The sequence below is a fragment of the Pseudanabaena mucicola FACHB-723 genome, assembly GCF_014696385.1.
GTDB lineage: Bacteria > Cyanobacteriota > Cyanobacteriia > Pseudanabaenales > Pseudanabaenaceae > Pseudanabaena.
In genome coordinates, this window is sequence record NZ_JACJQB010000001.1 from 101,334 (window position 1) to 121,429 (window position 20,096).

Sequence of the window (20,096 nt, forward strand, 5' to 3'; positions counted from 1 at the left end):
AGAGGGAAAAATCATCATATCCTTATTCATCGCGACGATATCTATAGTTATGACCATGGCAATGATCTATAAAAGTCGGCGACTTTTTGAAATAACTCATCAAAGTCTGGAAGCTCACCTTCTATCTCATCTTCAAGTGTGTAATATTCTTTTTTAGCTCTGGACTTTAACTCTGGGTCATCAAATGAATTTATATCTGGTGAAATCCCTCTTGCTTTTGATTTAAAAATTAAGGAATTTAAGATTTTTCCTCTTTCAAAACTGTCAATGTCTCCTAATCTTTCGATTAGTAAGTCTAAATCATAAATATCTTGTCTACGACTTCTATTTCTAGAAACTTGCTGTAACAATGAGCGATATTTTTCAGCTATTAAGTCTGTTAGAGAATAAGCCAAAATGCCATCTTCAAGATTTAGCTTTAAATACTCAATATTTGGAGTTGCTTCATTCAAACTATAGTCAATCGATATAATATCTGGTGAGCGCAAAGATAATAATCGCTTATGCTGAGGTGTCCCTTTATACGCATATCCTACTTTCCTCTTAATTGACGGATATGTATATTTAGGATCATTTGACGGCTCTAACTTACTACTTTGTACAAGACAATCTAAACCATAATCTAATTCGTCAACCATCTGGACTAGGCTACTATCCAAAGATTTACGAATTTCATCTTCAGTGATTTCATCTCCACGTTTTCTCTCAGTAGAAAAATCAATATCTTTTGTAAAGCGATGACTTTTATATCTTATCGCTAACAAAATACCTCCTTTCAAAATCATGTTGGCTTTTAAATTACGATCTGAGGCAATTGCTGACAAGATCGTATGTACAGCCTGACGAAACGCCTGATTAGTTGCAGTTGATGCATCTTCAACCCAGTCCTTGATATCATATTCCTCGATTTCACTCATCAAGCACTATTCCTAAAAACATTCAAAGAAATTTTCCATTTGTCTGACCATTCGGGAGAGTATTCTGAGCTTGGATCAAGCTTTCTCGATCCCCCCCTTTGAGTAAATGAAGACCAGCCATTAATAATCTCACTATTAATACCTAAACGCTCATTCAAAATGTAGCCTGCCCTAACCTTATCGATAGGTTCTCCATGTTTATCAATATCGTCAGTTATCAATCTGACATATTTCTCTCCATATTCATCAAATACATCCAATACATGATTTATCCCTCCACACAGTTCAGGGTTTCTTAACATATCAAGGAATGTCCTTCCTATAGTCGCAACTCTAAGAGATCTTCCTCTAACATTTTTATATGATCCTAAATGCTTGGAACTCAGGCAATGAATCTCTGTCTTATCAATCTTATTCATGTTTGGTCTGACTAATCTTGGCAAACCATGCTCATAATAGCTTTCAAAATCATCACCCAAATCTTTCTGCATTTTCTCTTTTGCTAAAGATCGCCAAGTATTATTCGGAGGGGAAGATATAAATAATTTTTTTGGTATTCGATCTGTTAAACCATGATACGACATGGCACTTAAATGAGAGATATAGCAAAAAGGGTCAACAGTACAGGCTATATCATCAGGATCGCCATTAGATCGACCAAGAAGAGTAAAAATCTTGGGGAGAGTTTTATGAGGAAATAAGACCCCTTCATCTATTAATAGATTTAAGTATTTAGAAATATCTGCTTTTTCCGCAAAGTCTTTCTGGAGATTTACAGGTTTATTATCATAAACCTTGCTTCGGTATATTTTATTTACAGTTAATCCAAACTGATATTTAGAGATGATGGGATGATCTAAATTACCAAGTGATAATGTGATTGCTTTAATAACATCCATAATTAGCTGGTATTTGAAAGCCGAAAGCCACACTATAATATTAAAATTACATCCTCAGGATGTAATTTTAATATTATAGTGTGGCTTTGTCAAGAAAACTTCGTGAGTTTTATGACCAAGCTCAGGTTTAAGATTATTCCGAAAATATCTAAGCAGGAAAAAGAAGCTCAAGAAATATCTGGATTTGTGGTGATTTCGAGCGTTAGATTGTCGAAAGGAATAATGCTTGGGTTGAAAGATACAAAAGTCTGGTTAAGAGCTTTTTTTAATGCTAGCGCTAGACTCAAGCTTTGCTTAAGCGTGTTGCTAAGCTTTCCTCAGATATCAAATGGGGGCTATAGACTTGTGCATTAGCCTAGAATAAAATAGCACTCCATATTTTTCCTATGTCTGTCAATCCTACAATATCCCTAGAGACTGAGCTTACAAGTCCCATAATTAAAGCTCCTGAACTCCTTGCGCCTGCGGGGACTTGGGAATGTGCAAAGGCGGCAGTAGAAAATGGGGCGGATGCTATTTATTTTGGCTTGGAAAAGTTTAATGCGCGGATGCGGGCGCATAACTTTACAGAAGCAGATTTACCTGAGTTGATGGCATTTCTACACCGTCGCGGCGTGAAAGGTTATGTGACCCTCAATACCTTGATTTTTACGTCAGAACTAGGCTCGGTGGAATCCTATTTGAGATCGATTATTGCGGCGGGAGTGGATGCAGCGATCGTGCAGGATGTGGGCTTGTGCCGCTTAATTCGCCATTTGTCGCCCGATTTCCCGATTCATGGCTCAACCCAAATGACTGTGACTAGTGGCGCAGGGGTAGAGTTTGCCAAGTCTTTGGGATGCGATTTGGTGGTGTTGGCGCGAGAATGCTCGATCGCCGAAATTCGTAAAATTCAAAAGCAGATCGGCGATCGCCAAATTTCGCTACCCCTAGAAGTATTTGTGCATGGGGCTTTGTGTGTCGCTTATTCGGGACAATGTTTGACCAGTGAATCGCTGGGCGGGCGATCGGCAAATCGGGGCGAATGCGCCCAAGCCTGTCGGATGCCCTACGAGATGATTGTCGATGGTCAACCGATGGATTTAGGCGATCGCCGTTATTTGCTTAGTCCCCAAGATTTGGCGGGGTTAGCAGTTTTACCAGAATTGATCGAGGCGGGAGTGGTATCTCTAAAGATTGAGGGACGTTTGAAGCATCCTGAATATGTGGCAAGTGTGACGCAGGTATATCGCCAAGCCATCGATCGCGTGGTTCAGGGTTTAGAAAATCAAGTGAGTGCAAGCGATCGCTACCAATTAGAAATGGCATTTTCGCGAGGTCTATACACAGGTTGGCTAGACGGTATCGACAATCAAGCTCTTGTCCATGCAAGGTTTGGCAAAAAACGTGGTGTATATTTGGGCGAAATCACCGAGATTCGTGATGGGCGCGATAAACAGGTGGTGCTGCGGTTGCAATCACCACTGAAAGCAGGAGATGGTGTAGTTTTTGATGCGGGTAAACCTGCCGATCGCGAAGAAGGCGGACGGGTTTATGCAGTGGAATCAATGGGTAAAAATTCTGAAAAAGATACGCTTGTCACTTTTGGGCGGCGCGATGTGGATTTGCGGCGTGTGCGCGTAGGCAATCGTCTCTGGAAAACCAACGATCCTGACCTCGATAAACAATTGCGTCAAACCTATACCAGCGAAAAGATTCTCTTTCAGCGTCCCATTGACATCGAAATTCACGGCGAAATTGGACAAGCTCTAACGGCGATCGCCCGTGATGCTCAAGGGAATATCGCTCAAGTGGATTCTGCAATGTTGTTAGAGTCAGCGAATAATAAACCTTTAACAACGGAACGGTTAACAGAACAGTTGGGAAGATTGGGAAATACGCCTTTCTGTTTGGGAACTCTGCACAATCATTTGCAGGGTGCGGCGATGCTTCCTGTGAGTGAATTAAATCGCATCCGTCGCGAACTGGTCGAAAAATTAGACACCCTTCGCAGCAGTCCCAAACGTTGGCAATTAAATTCTCATTCCTATACTGATTTATTACCCAAGCCTGAATCTAGTCCTGAGATTTCTCCCCAAGCTATTGTTTTAGTGCGAAATTTAGAACAATTAAAAGCAGTTCTCACTACCGATATTGCCACCATCTATTGCGAATTTGAAGATCCCACATCCTATAAATCTGCGGTGGAAATTACCCGAAAAGCTGCCCATGCACCGAGTATTTGGGTAGCACCACCACGCATTACCAAGCCCAATGAAAACTATATTCTCCAGCAAGTTCTATCTAGTAATGCTGATGGCTATCTAATTCGCAATTACGACCATTTGCAATTTTTTGCTGAATCAAGAATCATTGCCGACTTCTCTTTTAATATCGCCAATCCTTTAACCGCCAACTACTTCAAACAATCTTTCCCTCTCGAACGCCTCACCGCTTCCTACGATCTCAGCATTCACCAATTGGAATCCTTACTCAAAAAATGTCCTCCCCAATGGTTTGAAATCACGATCCACCAACATATGCCCATGTTCCACATGGAGCATTGCGTATTTTGCGCCTTTCTCTCGGAGGGAACTGATTACACTAATTGCGGTCGTCCCTGCGATAAGCATGATGTAAAATTGCGCGATCGCACGGGAGCCGAACATGTCTTATTAGCTGACGCTGGTTGTCGCAATACGGTATTTAATGGCACTGCTCAAACAGGTGCAGAATTTGTGCAGCGATTTCTGGAACTTGGCGTGCGGCATTTCCGTTTAGAGTTTGTTAATGAGTCACCTTCGCAGGTATTAGAGACAATTAACCGCTATCAACAACTTTTAGCTGGCAAAATTTCTGGTTCTAAACTTTGGAAAGATTTAAAGTTACAAAATCAGCTTGGTGTAACCAGAGGTTCTTTGGAAGAATAGACGCAAGGCAAATGAATACAGAAATCAGAGAGTGAGTCGCCCGCTTTGCGGGCGACTCACTCTCTGATTTAGATAGATTTTTTCACTAGCAATAATTCTGCTTCTGTGAAGTCTTCAAAGGTCGCTTGCTGACTAGCTAGTAGTTCAACTGTGGCATCAGCAATATCATTATTTGCCTTAGCCCGATCATGCAAACGTTGCTGTAAAACTTCTGTAGGTGCAGTACAGTAAATAATTTCTACGGGAATATTTTGAGAACTTGCTGAATCAATCACTTCACTGCGTAAACTAATGCGATCGTATTTTGCATCAAGAATGACTGTAAAGCCTTTGCTAGCCAGTAAAGCGCCTAAATCTGCCAATTTGCTGTAGGTTTTTGCTGTCATCTCTGGCGTGTAAATGTCATCGCTGCCACGCTCCATCAAGTCAATACCTGCAATCTGTTTGCGAATCGCATCCGATCGTAAATAAATTCCATCCTGCTCGGCGGCGATTTTTCTTGCTGTGGTACTTTTGCCAGAGCCAGATACGCCCGACATGATGATCAATTTGCCTTGCTTGGGTTGAGTATATTCCCATGCGAGTTTGTAATATGCCGCCGCTTCCCTTTGGGCATTGGTCTTTACGTCAGATGGAATATTCGGATCATCCAATAGGAAAGATGTCACCTTGGCGCGGATATAGGCTCGCATACTGCAATGGAGCGGCAACAACACTGCACCTTCATAATCACCAGTTCTTTCCAAATAGGTATTTAGGAAAATATTGGCGAGATCTCTTCTACCACGGAATTGTAAATCCATTAATAGAAAAGCCGCATCGTAAAGTACATCACTGTTACGAAATGGCTCATTAAATTCGATGCAGTCAAAAATTTGGATTTGATTTTGATAGAGACAAATATTTTTGAGATGTACGTCGCCGTGACATTCACGGACTTTACCCTTGGCGATGCGATCGCAAAATAAGTCGACATTGTCCGCAAAAAACTGCTCGGTGTAGTTACGGGTTTGATCGAGCTGAGTTTGGGTTTGAGCCAACCCTACATACTTTTCAGTGGAGGCGTAGTTATCGTTAGCCACAGCGCGAACTGCTTCCGCCGTACCAAAACTATTGATATGGTCATTGGTCAGGGCATTTTGATGGAATACCGCCAACTGCTCGCCAATTTGTTTGACATGGTCAGCCGTTAGCCGCCCCGCTTCAAACATCTCGATTAACAGATCTGACTGCGAAAATTCTGGCATTGAGATCGCAAATTCTACTGCCTCGCCATTACCTGTTGTATCAAAGCCATATTTGCCATCGGTTTCGACAATGGGCAACACGGAGAGATAGAGGTCAGGGGCAAGCCGACGGTTGAGACGTAATTCTTCTTCGCAGAAATATTTGCGTTTTTCGAGGGTAGAAAAGTCGAGAAAGCCAAAATTCATCGGCTTCTTAACTTTGTAAGCATACTGCCCTGTGAGTAGCACAAAGGAAATATGGGTTTGCAGTAGTTGAATTGGCTCAGTCACAGGATGAGCATAAAACTCTGGGGTGAGCATCTGCTCAATGATCGGCGGTAATGACATAAGTTAAGTAGCAGTTGGATCGCAGTGGGATTACATAAATTTCTATTCGCAAATAATTATAAAAAGCCTTGCTTAGCAAGGCTTTTTATAATTATTTGGCTCTGATTATAACGCTTTGCGCTCAGTCACTAAGGTGAGGCTAGTCCATGCTCCCTTGGCATCGTAGCCCCGAATTAGACGTTGATGTAAGTTTGGTTCGATTAACCATGACAACGAGATCCGAAAGGGTTGACGAGCGCTAAGGTCGGTCGGACAGGTGACGGATGCGCCATCGGGTAGAAATAAAGTTTGGATTGGCAACTGATCTTGCTCGAAGTTGAGGATATTGGCATTGTGGAGATCAGTTTTTGCGATCGCAGTAATTATGGGCGCTCCCATGGATGTTTGCATTTGCAGAGACATAGTTATCTGCTCACCATCATGTCGCCATTCGGTTACGGTGGGCATGACCTCTGGTTCGAGCCAATCAGGAGAGATCGTGATGGCTTCGCCTTCCCATTTACCCAATAAATTTTCTAAGGTTAGGGGTGGACGTTCAGGACTGTTGCTGTGTGGTAATTTTTCACGAATAAAAGTAAACCGATCGAGCTGGCTAGACTTGTCATAGAGTGCCACCAGTCGTAACCGTCGCCCATTGGCAATTAAGCCTAGTTCTGCACCAAATTCGGCAACAGGTGAAAATTGAATCGAACCTTGCGAAAAAGCCCCATTCTCAAATAACAAAATACTTTTATTGAGGGATCGATACTCTAGCACTAAGTCCTTGGGCTGACCGTCATAAAAGCGGCGCACGACTTGGCGCATGGTCAGACCATCTTCCTTTAGTTCTAAGCTGGTTTCGCTAGGAATATCTTCTAAAAATTTTCCCTGTGGCGATAGCTGCGTAAAAGAGCCTTGCCAACAACCGAGATTTTGCAGTAAACATTGCCATTGCGATCGCATAAATTTTTTTCCTTAAGTTAACTAGGCATAATTAAAACCCAAATCTAAAACCTGTGGCGCACGCGCAGCGTGCGCCACAGATTTTAGGCTAGCTACTTATCATCCCGAAACGACGATTTTCTGGCAAATTGGGGACATGTTAAGATCTCTGATAAAACAACGGAATAAATTATGGGGATAGTCACATCAACGCAGCAATATCCGATCTTTGGTTCTGAAATTAAATGTCCCCATTGTCGGCAAATTATCCCTGCCTTGATTTTGACTGACACCTATCTTTGCCCAAGACATGGTGCGTTTGAGGTACAGCCCAATGGTAAGGATTTGGTTCATCTCCAATCCGAGCGACAATGGCGACTCTGGAATGATGAGTGGTATCGCCAACATACCCATCCTGATGGTCTTAGATTTGAAATTCACGAAAGCATTGATCGGCTATATACCCAAGGTTATCGGGCTACCAAAGTGATTATTGCCCAGCGCTATAGTGAGCTAGTGCGTCCCTATCTCGAAATCAATCCTACTAATCCTGATTCTCAACGTTTGTATGGTTTAGTTGTTGAATTTAGCGTTCCTGAAGAACAGGAGACAAAATGGGGAATTGTTAATTTTGAATTGGATAAGGAATTGGGAGTGCCTAAAGGTTATCCATACTTCCGCTCTTTTTAGTTATTTGAAAGTGGCGTAAAGCGCCACTTTCAAACTTTTGTACGGACTGTAAAAGGCATGGTGATCTCTTGACCAACATTGAGAATTTCAGGATGGCTAACGACTAAAGTCGGAAAATTTCTTTGGCTGTAATCTTGTCCCATTGCTAAAGGAAAGATATTGGGATTCTCCCCTTGAGTTGTGTCTAAGGAAATCCAAATTGCGCTGACTGCCTTGAGGATTACCCAAACCGCCGCAATATCCCAAATCTTGGGAGTCGCCTCCACTGCGCCAATAGTAGAACCGAGCGCCACGGTCAAAATGTTGTAGCTTGCCACACCCAGCATTCGCAATTTAAACGGAAATTTGGATCTGCCCATTTTTTCGAGACTGCGGGAACAGGCGCTAAAAAAGTAATTGCCCAAGGCTTGCGGATCTGGGGATTCTGCGGACAAATGTAGCGGTGTCCCGTTTAAAAACGCGGCTGAGCCATCTGCATCTGACCAACCATAAATATCTTGGCGCAGTGGTGGAATCGAAACATAACCAAATACAGGTGTGCCGTGATGCAACAGCCCCAAGGATATACCCCAAATCGGGATTCCCCTCGCAAAGTTGGTCGTGCCATCAAGGGGGTCAACCACCCATGACCATTCCTGCGTACCTAAGGTTTGATTGGACTCCTCAGTTAATACCCCATATTCAGGAAATTCTTTTTCTAGAGACGCTTTGATATAGGCATCTGCCCAGCGATCGCTTTTGGTGACTAAGCTACCATCATCCTTGGCGATCGCCACCCTTGCCTGTTCAAAATCGTTAAGGAGACGATCGCCAACCTGTTGAGTTAGCTCTTGAATGAAGAGGAGAATTGTTTGCCATTTAGTCATTGTTTTTTAGGAAAGCGCTGTAAAATGCAAGCATATTAGGATGTATGAGGATTTTGTAGACCTATGAACTTTAGCCTGAATATTAGTCTAAGTTTAGGTCGCGTTTGGGCGATCGCCACTAATGTATTTCGAGAAACCGTTAGGGAGCAGGTGCTATATCTGTCGTTGCTATATACCCTGATCTTGGTTTCGGCAATGATGTTACTGCCGCAGTTTTCCTATGACTCATCGGCAAAGATGATTGTTGATGTGGGCGTGGCAGCGATCGAGGTGGTGAGTTTGCTGGTGGCGGTGCTAGTTGGCACAAATTTAATTAATAAGGAAATTGATAAACGCACAATTTTTATTCTCATTGCCAAGCCGATGCACCGCGCTGAGTTTGTGATTGGTAAGCATTTGGGCTTAACGGCTGTGGTTGGTGCATTAGTGTCGATTATGACGGCAATTTTTATTGCCCTGATGGCAATTAGACAAATTCCGATCCCAGTGCCTGCAATTCTCACTGCCAACTTTTTTATCTTTTGGCAAATTATGCTGTTGGGCGCGATCGCAATTTTCTTTGGTTCCTTCACAGGTTCACTGATTGCCTCATTGCTGACCCTAGCCGCCTATTTCATCGGTAACTTTAGTCGCGATTTGTTACTACTGGGTGAAATTTCCAAAAATCCGAGCTTGCAAGCCGTAACCCGTACCTTTTATATGGTTCTACCCGATTTATCGCGAGCAAATCTTAAAAATGAAGCGGTTTACAATATTTTGCCAAGTTTATTCGATATGTTTAACAATGGCGTTTATATTCTCAGCTATGCCCTGTTGACCCTTGCGATCGCAATTCTCATCTTTGCCCGTCGTCAGTTTTAATTTTTTCGAGTATTGCGATCAAAATCTAGAGAAAGTTTAGTGGTCGCGGCTTCGCCGCGACCACTAAACTTATTTAAAGTAAAGCCCCACCGCAGCTAGAGCCACTGCCAGCCGTACAGCCATAGCAAAAATCAGCTGTTTGAATGGTTTGGATTAAATCTAAATCCCCAACATCAAGAATCTTGGCTAGGGTCAAAACCTCACCATTACTTAATCTTGCAGGCAGATTTTCCATCTGATTAAAATCGCAATCGTAGATTTTGCCTCGATAATCGACTGAGAGTTGATTGCGACACATCAGATTCGCTAACGTGGCAGGATTAAAATTATCTTCTAGAAACTGGGTGTATTCCCCATCTAACTTGCGGTGTTCGAGATGAAACTTGCTTCTACCAATAGGGAGATTGGTGATCGTGAATAGATGATTAAACACAATCCCAAAATTATCATGTAAATGCTGTTTGTAAGCGAGTTCCAATCCCTGCTGATTCGGCGCTAGGGAAAACCTATTGGTGGTTGGTAATGGTGGATTGTAGACCAAATCTAAGCTTAAATCAGGATCAGTGCCATAACCCAAACGATTTAACCATTGCAAAGCCTGAACGGATTTGTCAAACACACCTCTGCCGCGCATTTTATCGACATTATCTTCTAAATAGCAGGGCAGAGAAGCCACTACCCGTACTTGATTCCGTACAAAAAAATCAGGTAGATCGGCATAGCCATCTTCAAAATAAATCGTCAAATTAGAGCGGATAATTATCTCTTTATTTTGGGTTCTCGCCGCTTCGACCAGTTCCCGAAATCCATACAGCATCTCTGGCGCACCCCCCGTCAAATCAACGGTCTCAATCTGGGGGAAGCGGTTAATAATTTCAATTAGTTGCTGACAAACCTCAGGTAAAAGCTGCTCGGTACGAGTGGGACTAGCATCAACATGGCAATGACTGCAAGCAAGATTACAAATTTTCCCCAAATTAATCTGCAAGACCGAAATATGCTGTTTTACAAGTGGCGTTGGTAGTTTTTGAGAAAATGGCGTAATTGCGATCGCAGAAGTTTGCATAGTCCAAAAATCTTAAGTTAACTGCCCCTTATTCTGACATAAGCCCAATTACAAGAGCTTGCAGCGCAGCAGTCATTTTTGGATATTCACTAACAATTAGATCAACTATTTTGGGTAAATTTTGAGTATCTTCAGCCTTACCTAGCATTTCTAAATATCTAGATATACTTGCTAACCTCAATGCGCCAATACTGGCACTAGTTGATTTAAGGGAATGGGCTGATAAAAATAGTTTTTGATAGTCTTGGTTGCTGAGGGCATCCTTAATTGATTCCAGCAGACCCTCTGCCGAACTCAGATAAACCGTAACTAAATCAGAAAATATCAGATCATCGCCAATCGTTTCCCGCAATTCTTGAAATGTCAAATCATCTAGAACTGGTAAACCTGCAAATTCTGGATACGCATTGAGCAATTCATCTGAGTTAGCAATTTCATTATTTTTTGAACTTTCCGACGGCTGAAGCATATTCTTAATTGTCAACAAGAAAGGTAGATAGATGCTCTAAACCCAGAAGCTCCTTCTACCCCCGACGCGGGCGGAAAGAGCTTTGGTTACTTTAATTGATAAATTGTCTTATAGTTTGAGTTTACTCAAGTTTACGACCGCCGCTTCAATAGTGCTATCTTTCTTAGCAAAACAGAACCTTAACCCATTCACTTTTTCTCTTTCAGGATGACTAAAACATGAACCGGGGACAGCCGCCACTAACGCTTCTTTAGCAAGACGGAAGGCAGCACTGTCGGCATCGGCAGCGATCGCCGAGCTATCAGTCCAGATGTAATATGCACCTCTCGGTAATACAGGGGATAGACCTAGTTTTACCAAGGCAGGATAAAGCAAATCTCGCTTGCGTTTGTAATCTAAAGCTAACTTTGTGAAATATTCTCGACCAAATTCCATTGCTGTCAAAGCTGCATGTTGCAGGGGGGCAGGAGCGCAAATAGTAATAAAGTCATGAATCCGTCGCATGGCGGCAGTTAGTTCTGCATTTGCCACGGTATAGCCTAAGCGCCAACCTGTAATGCAAAATGTTTTGGAAAAGCCATTGACCACAATTGTGCGATCGCGCATTCCCTCAATACTCATCAAGCTGATATGTTCGCCTTCATAGATGATGTATTCATAAATTTCATCGGTAATTGCATAGACATCGTACTGCTGGCAGAGTTTAGCGATTAGTTCGAGTTCAGTTCTTGTCCAAACCTTACCTGTGGGATTAGCGGGCGTATTGATAATCACTGCCTTAATCCCTTTTTTAAAGGCTGGCTCAAGGAGCTCTTGAGTGACTTCCCATTGCGGCGGATGCAGCGTAATAAATTCAGGAATACCGCCGACGGTTGCCAAGTTGGGAATGTAATTTTCGTAAAAAGGCTCAAAAATCAACACGCGATCGCCTTGGTTGATCAAGGTCATCAGCGCAATATTTAGTCCTTCAGTTGCACCGCAACAGACCGTCACCTCAGTATCAGGATCGATCATAATTTGATTGTCACGGTGCATTTTTTCGGCAATCGCCACGCGCAACTTTTCCCAGCCCCAACTATCTGCGTATTGATTAAAATCTGCGGCGATCGCTGCTCTTGCCGATTCTTTGATCGCTTCTGGTGCAGGGAAGTCGGGCAGACCTTGAGCAAGATTAATTGCTCCAAACTTTTCACAATAACGGGAGGCTTCGCGAATTTGAGATTCTTTTATTTGAATAGCGCGTTGTGATAGCGAAACAGTAGTCAAGGTAATATCTCTACACTTCAAAAAGTAAAGACGGCGCGATGCGCCGCCTTTACTAAATCCTAAGCGAAATGACTATGGCTGGTCAAGTAACCAAGTTGCCCTCATCCCCTTCTCCCAGAACGGGAGAAGGGGAGTAAGCTCCTTTTCTGATTCTCCTCTCTTTCAGGGAGAGGGGCTAGGGGAGAGGGTCTTACCAATTTTTGAGTAAGTCCTATTAATGCTTGGGTAATTGATACTGAGCAATAATTCGCTTGGCAAACTCAGGCACATGCGCCTCTAATTTTTTAGGATAGTTGCGGCGTACATATAGGAAGTTGCGGACAAAGTGCGAATCAATGGAAAATCTGCCATATTCCAGACCCTTTGGCCCTACCTTATTCACCACAAAGCTAATGATCCAAGCTAGCCAAATGGGAATAGTCATAGCATTGTCATAGGCTGAGATGCCCTGCTGCACAGCCGCCCGCCGATCGCCACTGGAAATTACTGGCTGCGTTTGCAATTGATCCTTAATCAATTCCAACATCTCTTTTCCTGTCTCATTTCTGACCACAATCCATTGCCAGCCATAGGTTGCGCCCATATAGCCCACCACAATATCGGCGAGGGCATTGGTATAGTCAAAACAAGTCATGCAGGATGGGGCAAATACATCCTTGAGTTCCTTGGTATTCAAGCCAAAGAAAGGTACTTGCTCTGTAGAACCATCGGAATGTTTAAAATGAACATTGAAGTCCTGCATAAATTCATAGTGGACAACAGTTTCAGGCGAACGACTGGTGGTATCGAGAAATTTTTGCAAGCCCGATCGCGTCACATTATCAGTACAGGGTGTTCCCAATACATACAGCTTCTCTAAGCCGAGTTCCTTCTCGACTGTGCGTAAAGCTTGAATTTGGCAACCCACACCAATGGCGAGTAGACGCTTAATTCCTGACTGCTCAATCTGTTCTAAAATGGAGAGGTTGGGGGAAAGAGTGGGTTTATTGACTCGTGCTGCCAAAATTTCATCGCGGGTACGGGCAATGATGGGCTGGGGTTTAAATCGATCATCCTTACTAGACTGCACACAAACCACGCCTTCGACTAGTCCCTTTTCGAGCATCTCGATTGCAAGGGTGGAAACAATGCCTGTCCATTGTGCGCCTTCGATGGGTTCAGTTTTGCGGGCGGCGATCATTTCCTGATGCACGCCAAAATAGAGTTCCTGTTCATTATCTAGATCCCGCGATCGCCCGTGGGATTGCGTTTCTAGCTCATCAATATGCTGCGTGATAAACGCACAAGCTTCTTTGACGTAATGGATGTAGTAAGTATCACAGAGACCACATTCACTACATAATTCTTTGGCAGGACGACGCTGGGCATCGGCAAGCCCTTTGGCTTTGCGATGGGATGGGACAACCGACATTTTGCTATTTTCTGACTATAGAGAGCTAGGTAGATCATAGCTTTTTTGGGTGATTGGCGATCCCAACGATCATGCTTCGGTGATCAGGCTTCGGTAGGTGGCAAATTGCGATCGCAAGGAATCGAAATCTGGAGATTTGTGCCGATATTCTCTTGACTATCAATCTTTAGCTCACCTCCGTAAAACTCAATCAGGGTTTGGGCGATGGACAAGCCTAACCCCATCCCCTGCTGCTCATAAAACTGGCGATTAAATTGAATAAATGCACCAATACTAGAGATTTGTTGCTTACTAATGCCGCGCCCATAATCTTGAATATTGAAAAGCCAGACATGATCACTAATATGGCTACTCAGTCTTACCTTGCTACCTTTGACCGAATATTTGAAGGCATTATCGATCAGTTCATCAACAATCTTGATTAGGTCATCCGCAGCAATCAAAATTTCAAAATCCACCAGATCTAGCTCTAAATCCTCGAGGCGATCGTACATTTTGGCACGCCGTTCACCGAGGGTTTGAATGAGAATCTGACTATTGCAGGGATCTTCGGCAGTAAATCGCGTTTCCCCTCGCGATCGCGTCACAATTAAGCGACTGTAGAGCAGATAGTTTTGAATTACCCGTTGTAACCGTTTTGAGGAATGATGAATATCTTCGGCATATTCATAGACTTCCGCAGGTTGTAAATCTTCACTCTGCATCATCATTAGCTCAGCCAAACTCATGATGCCAGAGAGGGGAGTGTGAAACTCGTGGGGTAGTGACAGAGCAATGCTAGTCCGTAGGGCTTCCATTTGCGATTTTATACTGACTTTAATCGCCTCCTGTTTCCCTAAGCGAACTGCGATCGCAGCTAATAATTCATCCTTAGTGCAAGGCTTTTCTAAATAGTCATCAGCCCCCAATGACATACCCTTACGACTACTTTGGCGATCGATTAGCGAGGTCAAAAACAAAAAAGGCACATGATCCAGTTCCTTGTTTTGTCTTAGTTGAGATAGCACTTCATAGCCATTAAGAATTGGCATCATCACATCACAGAGAATGAGATGTGGTTGTTGTTGATTGGCTAAATTTATCCCCTGCTGCCCATTATCGGCAGTAATCACCTCAAAGCCTTCCGCTAGTAGTAAATCTTCTAAGGATTCGCGAATTAGTTCTTCGTCTTCAATAATTAGGATGCGAGTCATGGCATTAAAGCACTGAGCATTATTCGGGATTATTTGGGGTCGTCAGAACCTAGCAGGACTGTAAAAATTGCCCCATTGGGTTGATTATTAGTTACGCTGATTTCTCCTTGATGCGCTTCAATTGCCATTTTACAGAAAGATAGACCTAAACCAATTTGGGAAATACCAAGAATAATATTACCAACTTCATATTTTTCAAAAATCACTTGCTTCTGTTCAGGACTAATGCCGACACCCTGATCAATTATTTGAATTTTGATCAGATTCTGACGGGCAGGATTTTCAGGCAATTTTTCGATTGTGAGCGTAATTGAACTGTGCTGTGGCGAAAATTTAATTGCATTATCGACAAGGTTATCTAATACCCGACGCATAAGATTGAGATCACCATAGATAAATGTCGGCTCGGTCGGCAATTTGCTTAAAAGTTGAATTTGTTTACTAGTCGCGATGATCTCGAAATCATTGATTACAGATTGAGTGAGATCAACAATGTCAATTTTAGTGAGATTGAGAACAAGGCGATTGGCTTCGATGCGCCCAATCGTTAAAATATCATTGATCAGCAGACGCATCTGATCGATAGTGTTGTTGATCTGATTAATTCTTTTTCTTGCTCGATCAGGCATTTCTAAGCCCTTGAGAGATTCACATCCCAACAGGATGCCAATGAGGGGATTACGGAGATCATGGACGATAGTTTGCATCATCTCTTCCCGCAGTAGCATCGTGTTTTGGATCCGTTCATATTGCGACTTAATCCGCAACATCGATCGCACTCTTGCCCTTAGTTCAAGACTATTGATTGGTTTGCTAATAAAATCATCGGCTCCCGCATCTAGACAACGGGCAAGGTCTTCTTTATCCGATAGTGCGGTGATGATAATGATCGGAATATGTTGCCATCGTTGGTCATTTTTGAGGTGCTGACATACCTCAATGCCATCCATGTCCGGCATCATCACATCAAGTAAGACCAAATCGGGATTGATGGTTTCTAAGGCTGCGATCGCAGTTTCTCCACTATTGCGGTGGTGCAATTCATAGCCTTCTTTAAACAGCAAAATTTCGACCACATCAAAATTTGCTGGCTCATCATCAATAACTAAAATTACTTGTTTATTTCCCATAACACTCATTTATAGAGCCATAAGCTCACTGACTGCCTCAATACCATGCAGATTACAGGGTTACCTAACTGTATGTTCTATTATTCTGACAGCTTTTCATTTACGATGACTTAAGATATTTTCGTGGAAACAGCCCATGACTTCAGATGTCAAAACTTTAGCAGCGATCGATGTGGGGACTAATTCTATCCACATGGTGATTGTGGAAATTCAAACTTCGATTCCTAGTTTCAGTGTTATTGAAGCAGAAAAAGCCACTGTTCGGCTAGGTGAGCGCTGCGCTCAGACAGGAAATTTGACTGAAGATGCCATGAAGCGCTCACTAGATGCTTTGCGGCGATGTCAAGAAATTTGTCGCACCTTTAAAGTGGATGAAATCATTGCCGTGGCGACTAGTGCTACCCGTGAAGCCCCAAATGGGCAAGAATTTATTCGCCGCATTTATGAAGAAATAGGCTTGCATGTTGAGGTGATTTCAGGACAAGAAGAGGCGCGACGTATTTATTTGGGTGTGATTTCGGCGATGGAGCTTAAGGATGAGCCACATTTGCTGATTGACATTGGTGGCGGCTCAACGGAGATGATCTTGGGGGATGGTCGCGATCCGATGCATTTGAGTAGTAGCAAAATTGGTGCGGTCAGACTAACCGATTTGTTTGTCAAAAGCGATCCCATCTCGCAAACCGATTACGAAAGGCTCTTAGGATTTGTGTTGGGTTCCATTGAGCGCCCTACCGATGATTTGCGATCGCTATTACATAAACACAACATCAAGTCATTAAAGGCAATCGGAACATCAGGCACAATTGAAACGCTGATTACCTTACATGCTAAAGAAAAAACAGGCGTTGTTCCTAGTCCTCTGCAAGGCTATGACATTTCCTTTGCTGATCTCGAAAATATTGTCTGGCGGTTACGCAGGGCAAATCTAGAGGAACGCACTGCCATGGTGCGCCAAAAGCGAGCCGAGATTATTTTGGCTGGGGCGGTAGTGCTTCTGGAAACGATGCGCTTGTTGGGTGTACCAAAAATTACGCTCTGTCAACGCGCCTTGCGCGAGGGGCTAGTCGTTGATTGGATGATTCGCCATGGTTATATCGAAGATGGTTGGCGCTATCAAAGTACAATTCGCGATCGCAGTATTCTGAAACTTGCTGAAAAATATCGCATTAATACCCAATATGCCAAAACCGTTGCTGACCACGCCCTCAGCCTATTTGATCAAACTAAGGGGATTTTCCATGAATGGGGTGAAGATGAACGGCATTTACTTTGGGCGGCAGCCATGCTGCACAACGCAGGTCACCACATCAGCCATGATGCCCACCATAAGCACTCCTATTACCTAATTCGTAACGGTGATTTATTGGGCTATACCGAGTCCGAAATCGAAGCGATCGCTAATCTTGCCCGCTACCACCGCAAAAGTGAGCCGAAGAAAAAACATGACAACTTTCAGAGATTGGATAGTGAGCGCCTCAAATTATTTGTACGCCAAGCCAGTACCTTTTTGCGGATCGCCACTGCTCTAGATCGTCGCCAAATCGGGGCAATTGCCGCTATTCGCGTAGTCTGTAATCCTCGCACCCGTAGCTGCTCACTTCAACTCACCCCCACCCAAACCAATGATCCCTGTACCCTAGAAATGTGGAGCCTTGATTATAAAAAGCAACCCTTTGAGGTGCAGTTTAACGTTACGCTGTCAGTATCATTGGAATGAACGGTTTTGCCAGTCGTACTTTGCAAAGCTGGCAAAACTAGATAATTATGGAAGGCTCTCTTTCTCTAATCATTATTATTGCGATCGTGGCAGGTATCTCGGCGCGGGTAATTGCCAATTTTTTTCGTGTGCCGAGTATCGTCTTTCTCCTAATTTTTGGGGTAGCACTGGGGGGGAATGGCTTAAATATCGTCCAACCGCGTTTACTAGGTGATGGATTAGAAGCTATTGTTTCCATTTCTGTCGCGTTGATTTTATTTGACGGTGGGCTAAATTTACAACTCAAGGAGCTGGGTAAGGTTTCAGCAAGTCTCCGCAATTTAATTACGATTGGAACTCTAATTACCCTAGTGGGCGGTGGAATTGCCGCCTACTGGCTGAGCGAATTCCCATGGACGATCGCCTTTTTGTATGCAGCGCTGGTGGTGGTGACGGGGCCAACCGTAGTTAATCCAATTCTCGAAGAAGTGGGAGTGGATCGTCGGCTTGCCACAATCCTCGAGGGAGAAGGCGTATTAATCGATGCGATTGGTTCGGTTTTGGCGGTGGTTGTGCTGGACGTTGCCCTGAAACCCACTTCCAGCGCCTTTGTTGTCGTTAGTGATTTGGGACTACGGCTGGGGGTTGGTGGCGTTTTGGGGGCGATCGCAGGTTGGTTGTTGGGTAAGTTTTTGCAACGAGCAACTTTCCTTGCTGAAGATACCAAAAGTGCAGTAGTCGTGGCGGCAGTCCTCGGACTCTTTGGCATTGCTCAAGAAATTCAGAGCGAATCGGGCTTAACCGCAGTGGTATTGATGGGTTTGGTTCTAAGGGCTTCCGATATTCCCAATAGTCGTGACCTCCTCAAATTTAAGAGCCAAATTGTGGCTTTGATGGTGTCTGTCCTATTCATTTTGCTATCGGCAAATCTGTCCATTCCAAGTATTTTTGCTCTTGGGTGGGGTGGAGTCCAGACAGTTCTCTTTTTGATGTTTATCGTCCGTCCGCTCAATGTGATTGTCAGTACATGGAATAGCAGCTTCACATGGCGGCAAAAGGTGTTTATCTCATGGTGTGCGCCAAGGGGAATTGTTGCGGCTTCGGTGGCTTCTCTATTTGCGATTTTGTTAACGGAACGGGGCGTGAATGGTGGCGAATCGATTAAGGCGCTAGTGTTTCTCACCATTGCTATGACAGTCTTTTTACAGGGGCTATCGGCAAAATTTGTTGCCAAACTGTTAGGGCTTAATCAACCTGATATTTCTGGTATCGTCATTGTGGGCAGTAACGCGATTGGTATTGTCGTGGCAAGGTTATTTCAGGCCAATGGTCAGCGCGTGGCTTTGGTGGATACAAGTGCGGAGCTATGCAAACAGGCGGAAGTATATGGCATTCCGACTTTTGTCAGTAATGGTCTAGATGCCAAGGCTCTGGCGGAGGCAGGGCTAGACTCGGTGGGAACATTTTTGGCAATGACAGTAAATACAGATGTGAATGTGGTGATTGCCCAACTGGTTGCTAAGGAATTTAAACCCACACAAGTATTAGCAGTTTATCCCAGAGATGCTGATGCAGAGAGTGCTACCGAAAATATCGTGCAGCAGGCTTTTTGTGATCGCGTTCCCATTAAAACTTGGAATCAATATGTCACTCAGAAGGAAGTCCGTGTGGGTGAATTTCGCTTAACTGAAGTAGAAATGGCTGAGCAATTACAGAGTTTTAATACGATGTTTAATGCGGGAATATTGCTGCCCTTACTATTTGAGCGTAAAGGACAATTACAAATCGTTCCTGCGGATATGTCATGGGAAAAAGGCGATCGCATTTTATATCTGCTCTACAGTCCCAAAACCTTACCCCCCATCCAAACTGAAACTTTACCCCCCAATTCAAACACGCTCGATATTACACCTGTAGTTCTTTCCGATCGCGAAATTGCTCAAAAAACAATTGATTCCAATGGTTCGGCACGTAGCAATGGTAAAAAAGACGATCCATCTACAAATCCCGACTATTTCTTAAAAATGGCCAAGGATATTCTTGATACCCGCTCTTGATACAGCCCTTTGCGCTTACTTAAAACCCAGAATCGTGAGTCGCCCGCTTTGCGGGCGACTCACGATTCTGGGTTTTAAGGTTATTTATTCTGAACTACTTAATGTCTGATTAACTTTTGTAAGGACATTACTGGCATTATCTTGGGAACTTGTGGATAAATCTATAAT

Annotated in this window: 16 protein-coding genes; 5 read left to right on the forward strand and 11 right to left on the reverse strand. The window is 43.5% G+C overall.

What is annotated here, in order from left to right; genetic code table 11:
* Positions 1-47 precede the first annotated feature (47 nt).
* Complete coding sequence (locus tag H6F41_RS00450) at positions 48-917, reverse strand: nucleotidyl transferase AbiEii/AbiGii toxin family protein (RefSeq protein WP_190401499.1); 870 nt, start codon at positions 915-917, stop codon at positions 48-50.
* Positions 917-1,816 (reverse strand): type IV toxin-antitoxin system AbiEi family antitoxin domain-containing protein, encoded by a 900-nt coding sequence (locus tag H6F41_RS00455; RefSeq protein ID WP_190401500.1) that lies wholly within the window; start codon positions 1,814-1,816, stop codon positions 917-919. Before H6F41_RS00455 ends, H6F41_RS00450 begins: the two co-directional genes overlap by 1 nt.
* A 386-nt stretch (positions 1,817-2,202) precedes the next feature.
* Between H6F41_RS00455 and H6F41_RS00460 the strand changes: the two genes are divergently transcribed.
* Positions 2,203-4,725 (forward strand): U32 family peptidase, encoded by a 2,523-nt coding sequence (locus H6F41_RS00460; RefSeq protein WP_190401501.1) that lies wholly within the window; start codon positions 2,203-2,205, stop codon positions 4,723-4,725.
* Between the two features lie 68 nt (positions 4,726-4,793).
* Here H6F41_RS00460 and H6F41_RS00465 read toward each other — a convergent pair whose 3' ends face one another.
* A complete protein-coding gene (locus tag H6F41_RS00465) occupies positions 4,794-6,299 on the reverse strand; it encodes a bifunctional aminoglycoside phosphotransferase/ATP-binding protein (RefSeq protein WP_190401502.1) in 1,506 nt (501 codons plus the stop codon).
* 105 nt (positions 6,300-6,404) lie between these two features.
* On the reverse strand, positions 6,405-7,241 hold the full coding sequence (locus H6F41_RS00470; protein ID WP_190401503.1) for a DUF3598 family protein: 837 nt from the start codon (positions 7,239-7,241) through the stop codon (positions 6,405-6,407).
* A gap of 171 nt (positions 7,242-7,412) precedes the next feature.
* Here H6F41_RS00470 and H6F41_RS00475 point away from each other — a divergent pair, with 171 nt between their 5' ends.
* Positions 7,413-7,910 (forward strand): TIGR02652 family protein, encoded by a 498-nt coding sequence (locus H6F41_RS00475; RefSeq protein WP_190401504.1) that lies wholly within the window; start codon positions 7,413-7,415, stop codon positions 7,908-7,910.
* Positions 7,911-7,939: 29 nt separating this feature from the next.
* Here the strand turns inward: H6F41_RS00475 and H6F41_RS00480 are convergent, their stop codons facing one another.
* A complete protein-coding gene (locus H6F41_RS00480) occupies positions 7,940-8,776 on the reverse strand; it encodes an inositol monophosphatase family protein (RefSeq protein ID WP_190401505.1) in 837 nt (278 codons plus the stop codon).
* 63 nt (positions 8,777-8,839) lie between these two features.
* On the opposite strand from H6F41_RS00480, the gene H6F41_RS00485 reads away from it, so the two are divergent.
* Positions 8,840-9,637, forward strand: coding sequence for an ABC transporter permease (locus H6F41_RS00485; RefSeq protein ID WP_190401506.1), 798 nt, complete (start codon positions 8,840-8,842; stop codon positions 9,635-9,637).
* A gap of 73 nt (positions 9,638-9,710) precedes the next feature.
* Here H6F41_RS00485 and arsS read toward each other — a convergent pair whose 3' ends face one another.
* The 6 genes from arsS to H6F41_RS00515 form a co-directional block, all read right to left on the reverse strand.
* On the reverse strand, positions 9,711-10,703 hold the full coding sequence (gene arsS, locus H6F41_RS00490; RefSeq protein ID WP_190401507.1) for an arsenosugar biosynthesis radical SAM (seleno)protein ArsS: 993 nt from the start codon (positions 10,701-10,703) through the stop codon (positions 9,711-9,713).
* A 28-nt stretch (positions 10,704-10,731) separates the two neighbouring features.
* Positions 10,732-11,172, reverse strand: coding sequence for an Hpt domain-containing protein (locus H6F41_RS00495; RefSeq protein ID WP_190401508.1), 441 nt, complete (start codon positions 11,170-11,172; stop codon positions 10,732-10,734).
* Positions 11,173-11,280: 108 nt separating this feature from the next.
* The gene (locus tag H6F41_RS00500; RefSeq protein ID WP_190401509.1) at positions 11,281-12,438 is read right to left on the reverse strand and encodes a pyridoxal phosphate-dependent aminotransferase; all 1,158 of its coding nucleotides are present in this window, start codon (positions 12,436-12,438) and stop codon (positions 11,281-11,283) included.
* A 214-nt stretch (positions 12,439-12,652) separates the two neighbouring features.
* Positions 12,653-13,849 (reverse strand): Coenzyme F420 hydrogenase/dehydrogenase, beta subunit C-terminal domain, encoded by a 1,197-nt coding sequence (locus tag H6F41_RS00505; protein ID WP_190401510.1) that lies wholly within the window; start codon positions 13,847-13,849, stop codon positions 12,653-12,655.
* A gap of 83 nt (positions 13,850-13,932) precedes the next feature.
* The gene (locus tag H6F41_RS00510) at positions 13,933-15,042 is read right to left on the reverse strand and encodes a hybrid sensor histidine kinase/response regulator (protein ID WP_190401511.1); all 1,110 of its coding nucleotides are present in this window, start codon (positions 15,040-15,042) and stop codon (positions 13,933-13,935) included.
* A 29-nt stretch (positions 15,043-15,071) separates the two neighbouring features.
* Positions 15,072-16,172, reverse strand: a complete 1,101-nt coding sequence (locus H6F41_RS00515; RefSeq protein WP_190401512.1) for a hybrid sensor histidine kinase/response regulator — start codon at positions 16,170-16,172, stop codon at positions 15,072-15,074.
* Between the two features lie 136 nt (positions 16,173-16,308).
* On the opposite strand from H6F41_RS00515, the gene H6F41_RS00520 reads away from it, so the two are divergent.
* Both H6F41_RS00520 and H6F41_RS00525 read left to right on the forward strand, forming a co-directional pair.
* Positions 16,309-17,892 carry a Ppx/GppA phosphatase family protein gene (locus H6F41_RS00520; protein WP_190401513.1) on the forward strand — a complete coding sequence of 528 codons (1,584 nt, stop codon included), beginning with the start codon at positions 16,309-16,311 and terminating at the stop codon, positions 17,890-17,892.
* 47 nt (positions 17,893-17,939) lie between these two features.
* Positions 17,940-19,928, forward strand: coding sequence for a cation:proton antiporter (locus H6F41_RS00525; RefSeq protein ID WP_190401514.1), 1,989 nt, complete (start codon positions 17,940-17,942; stop codon positions 19,926-19,928).
* Positions 19,929-20,096 lie beyond the last annotated feature (168 nt).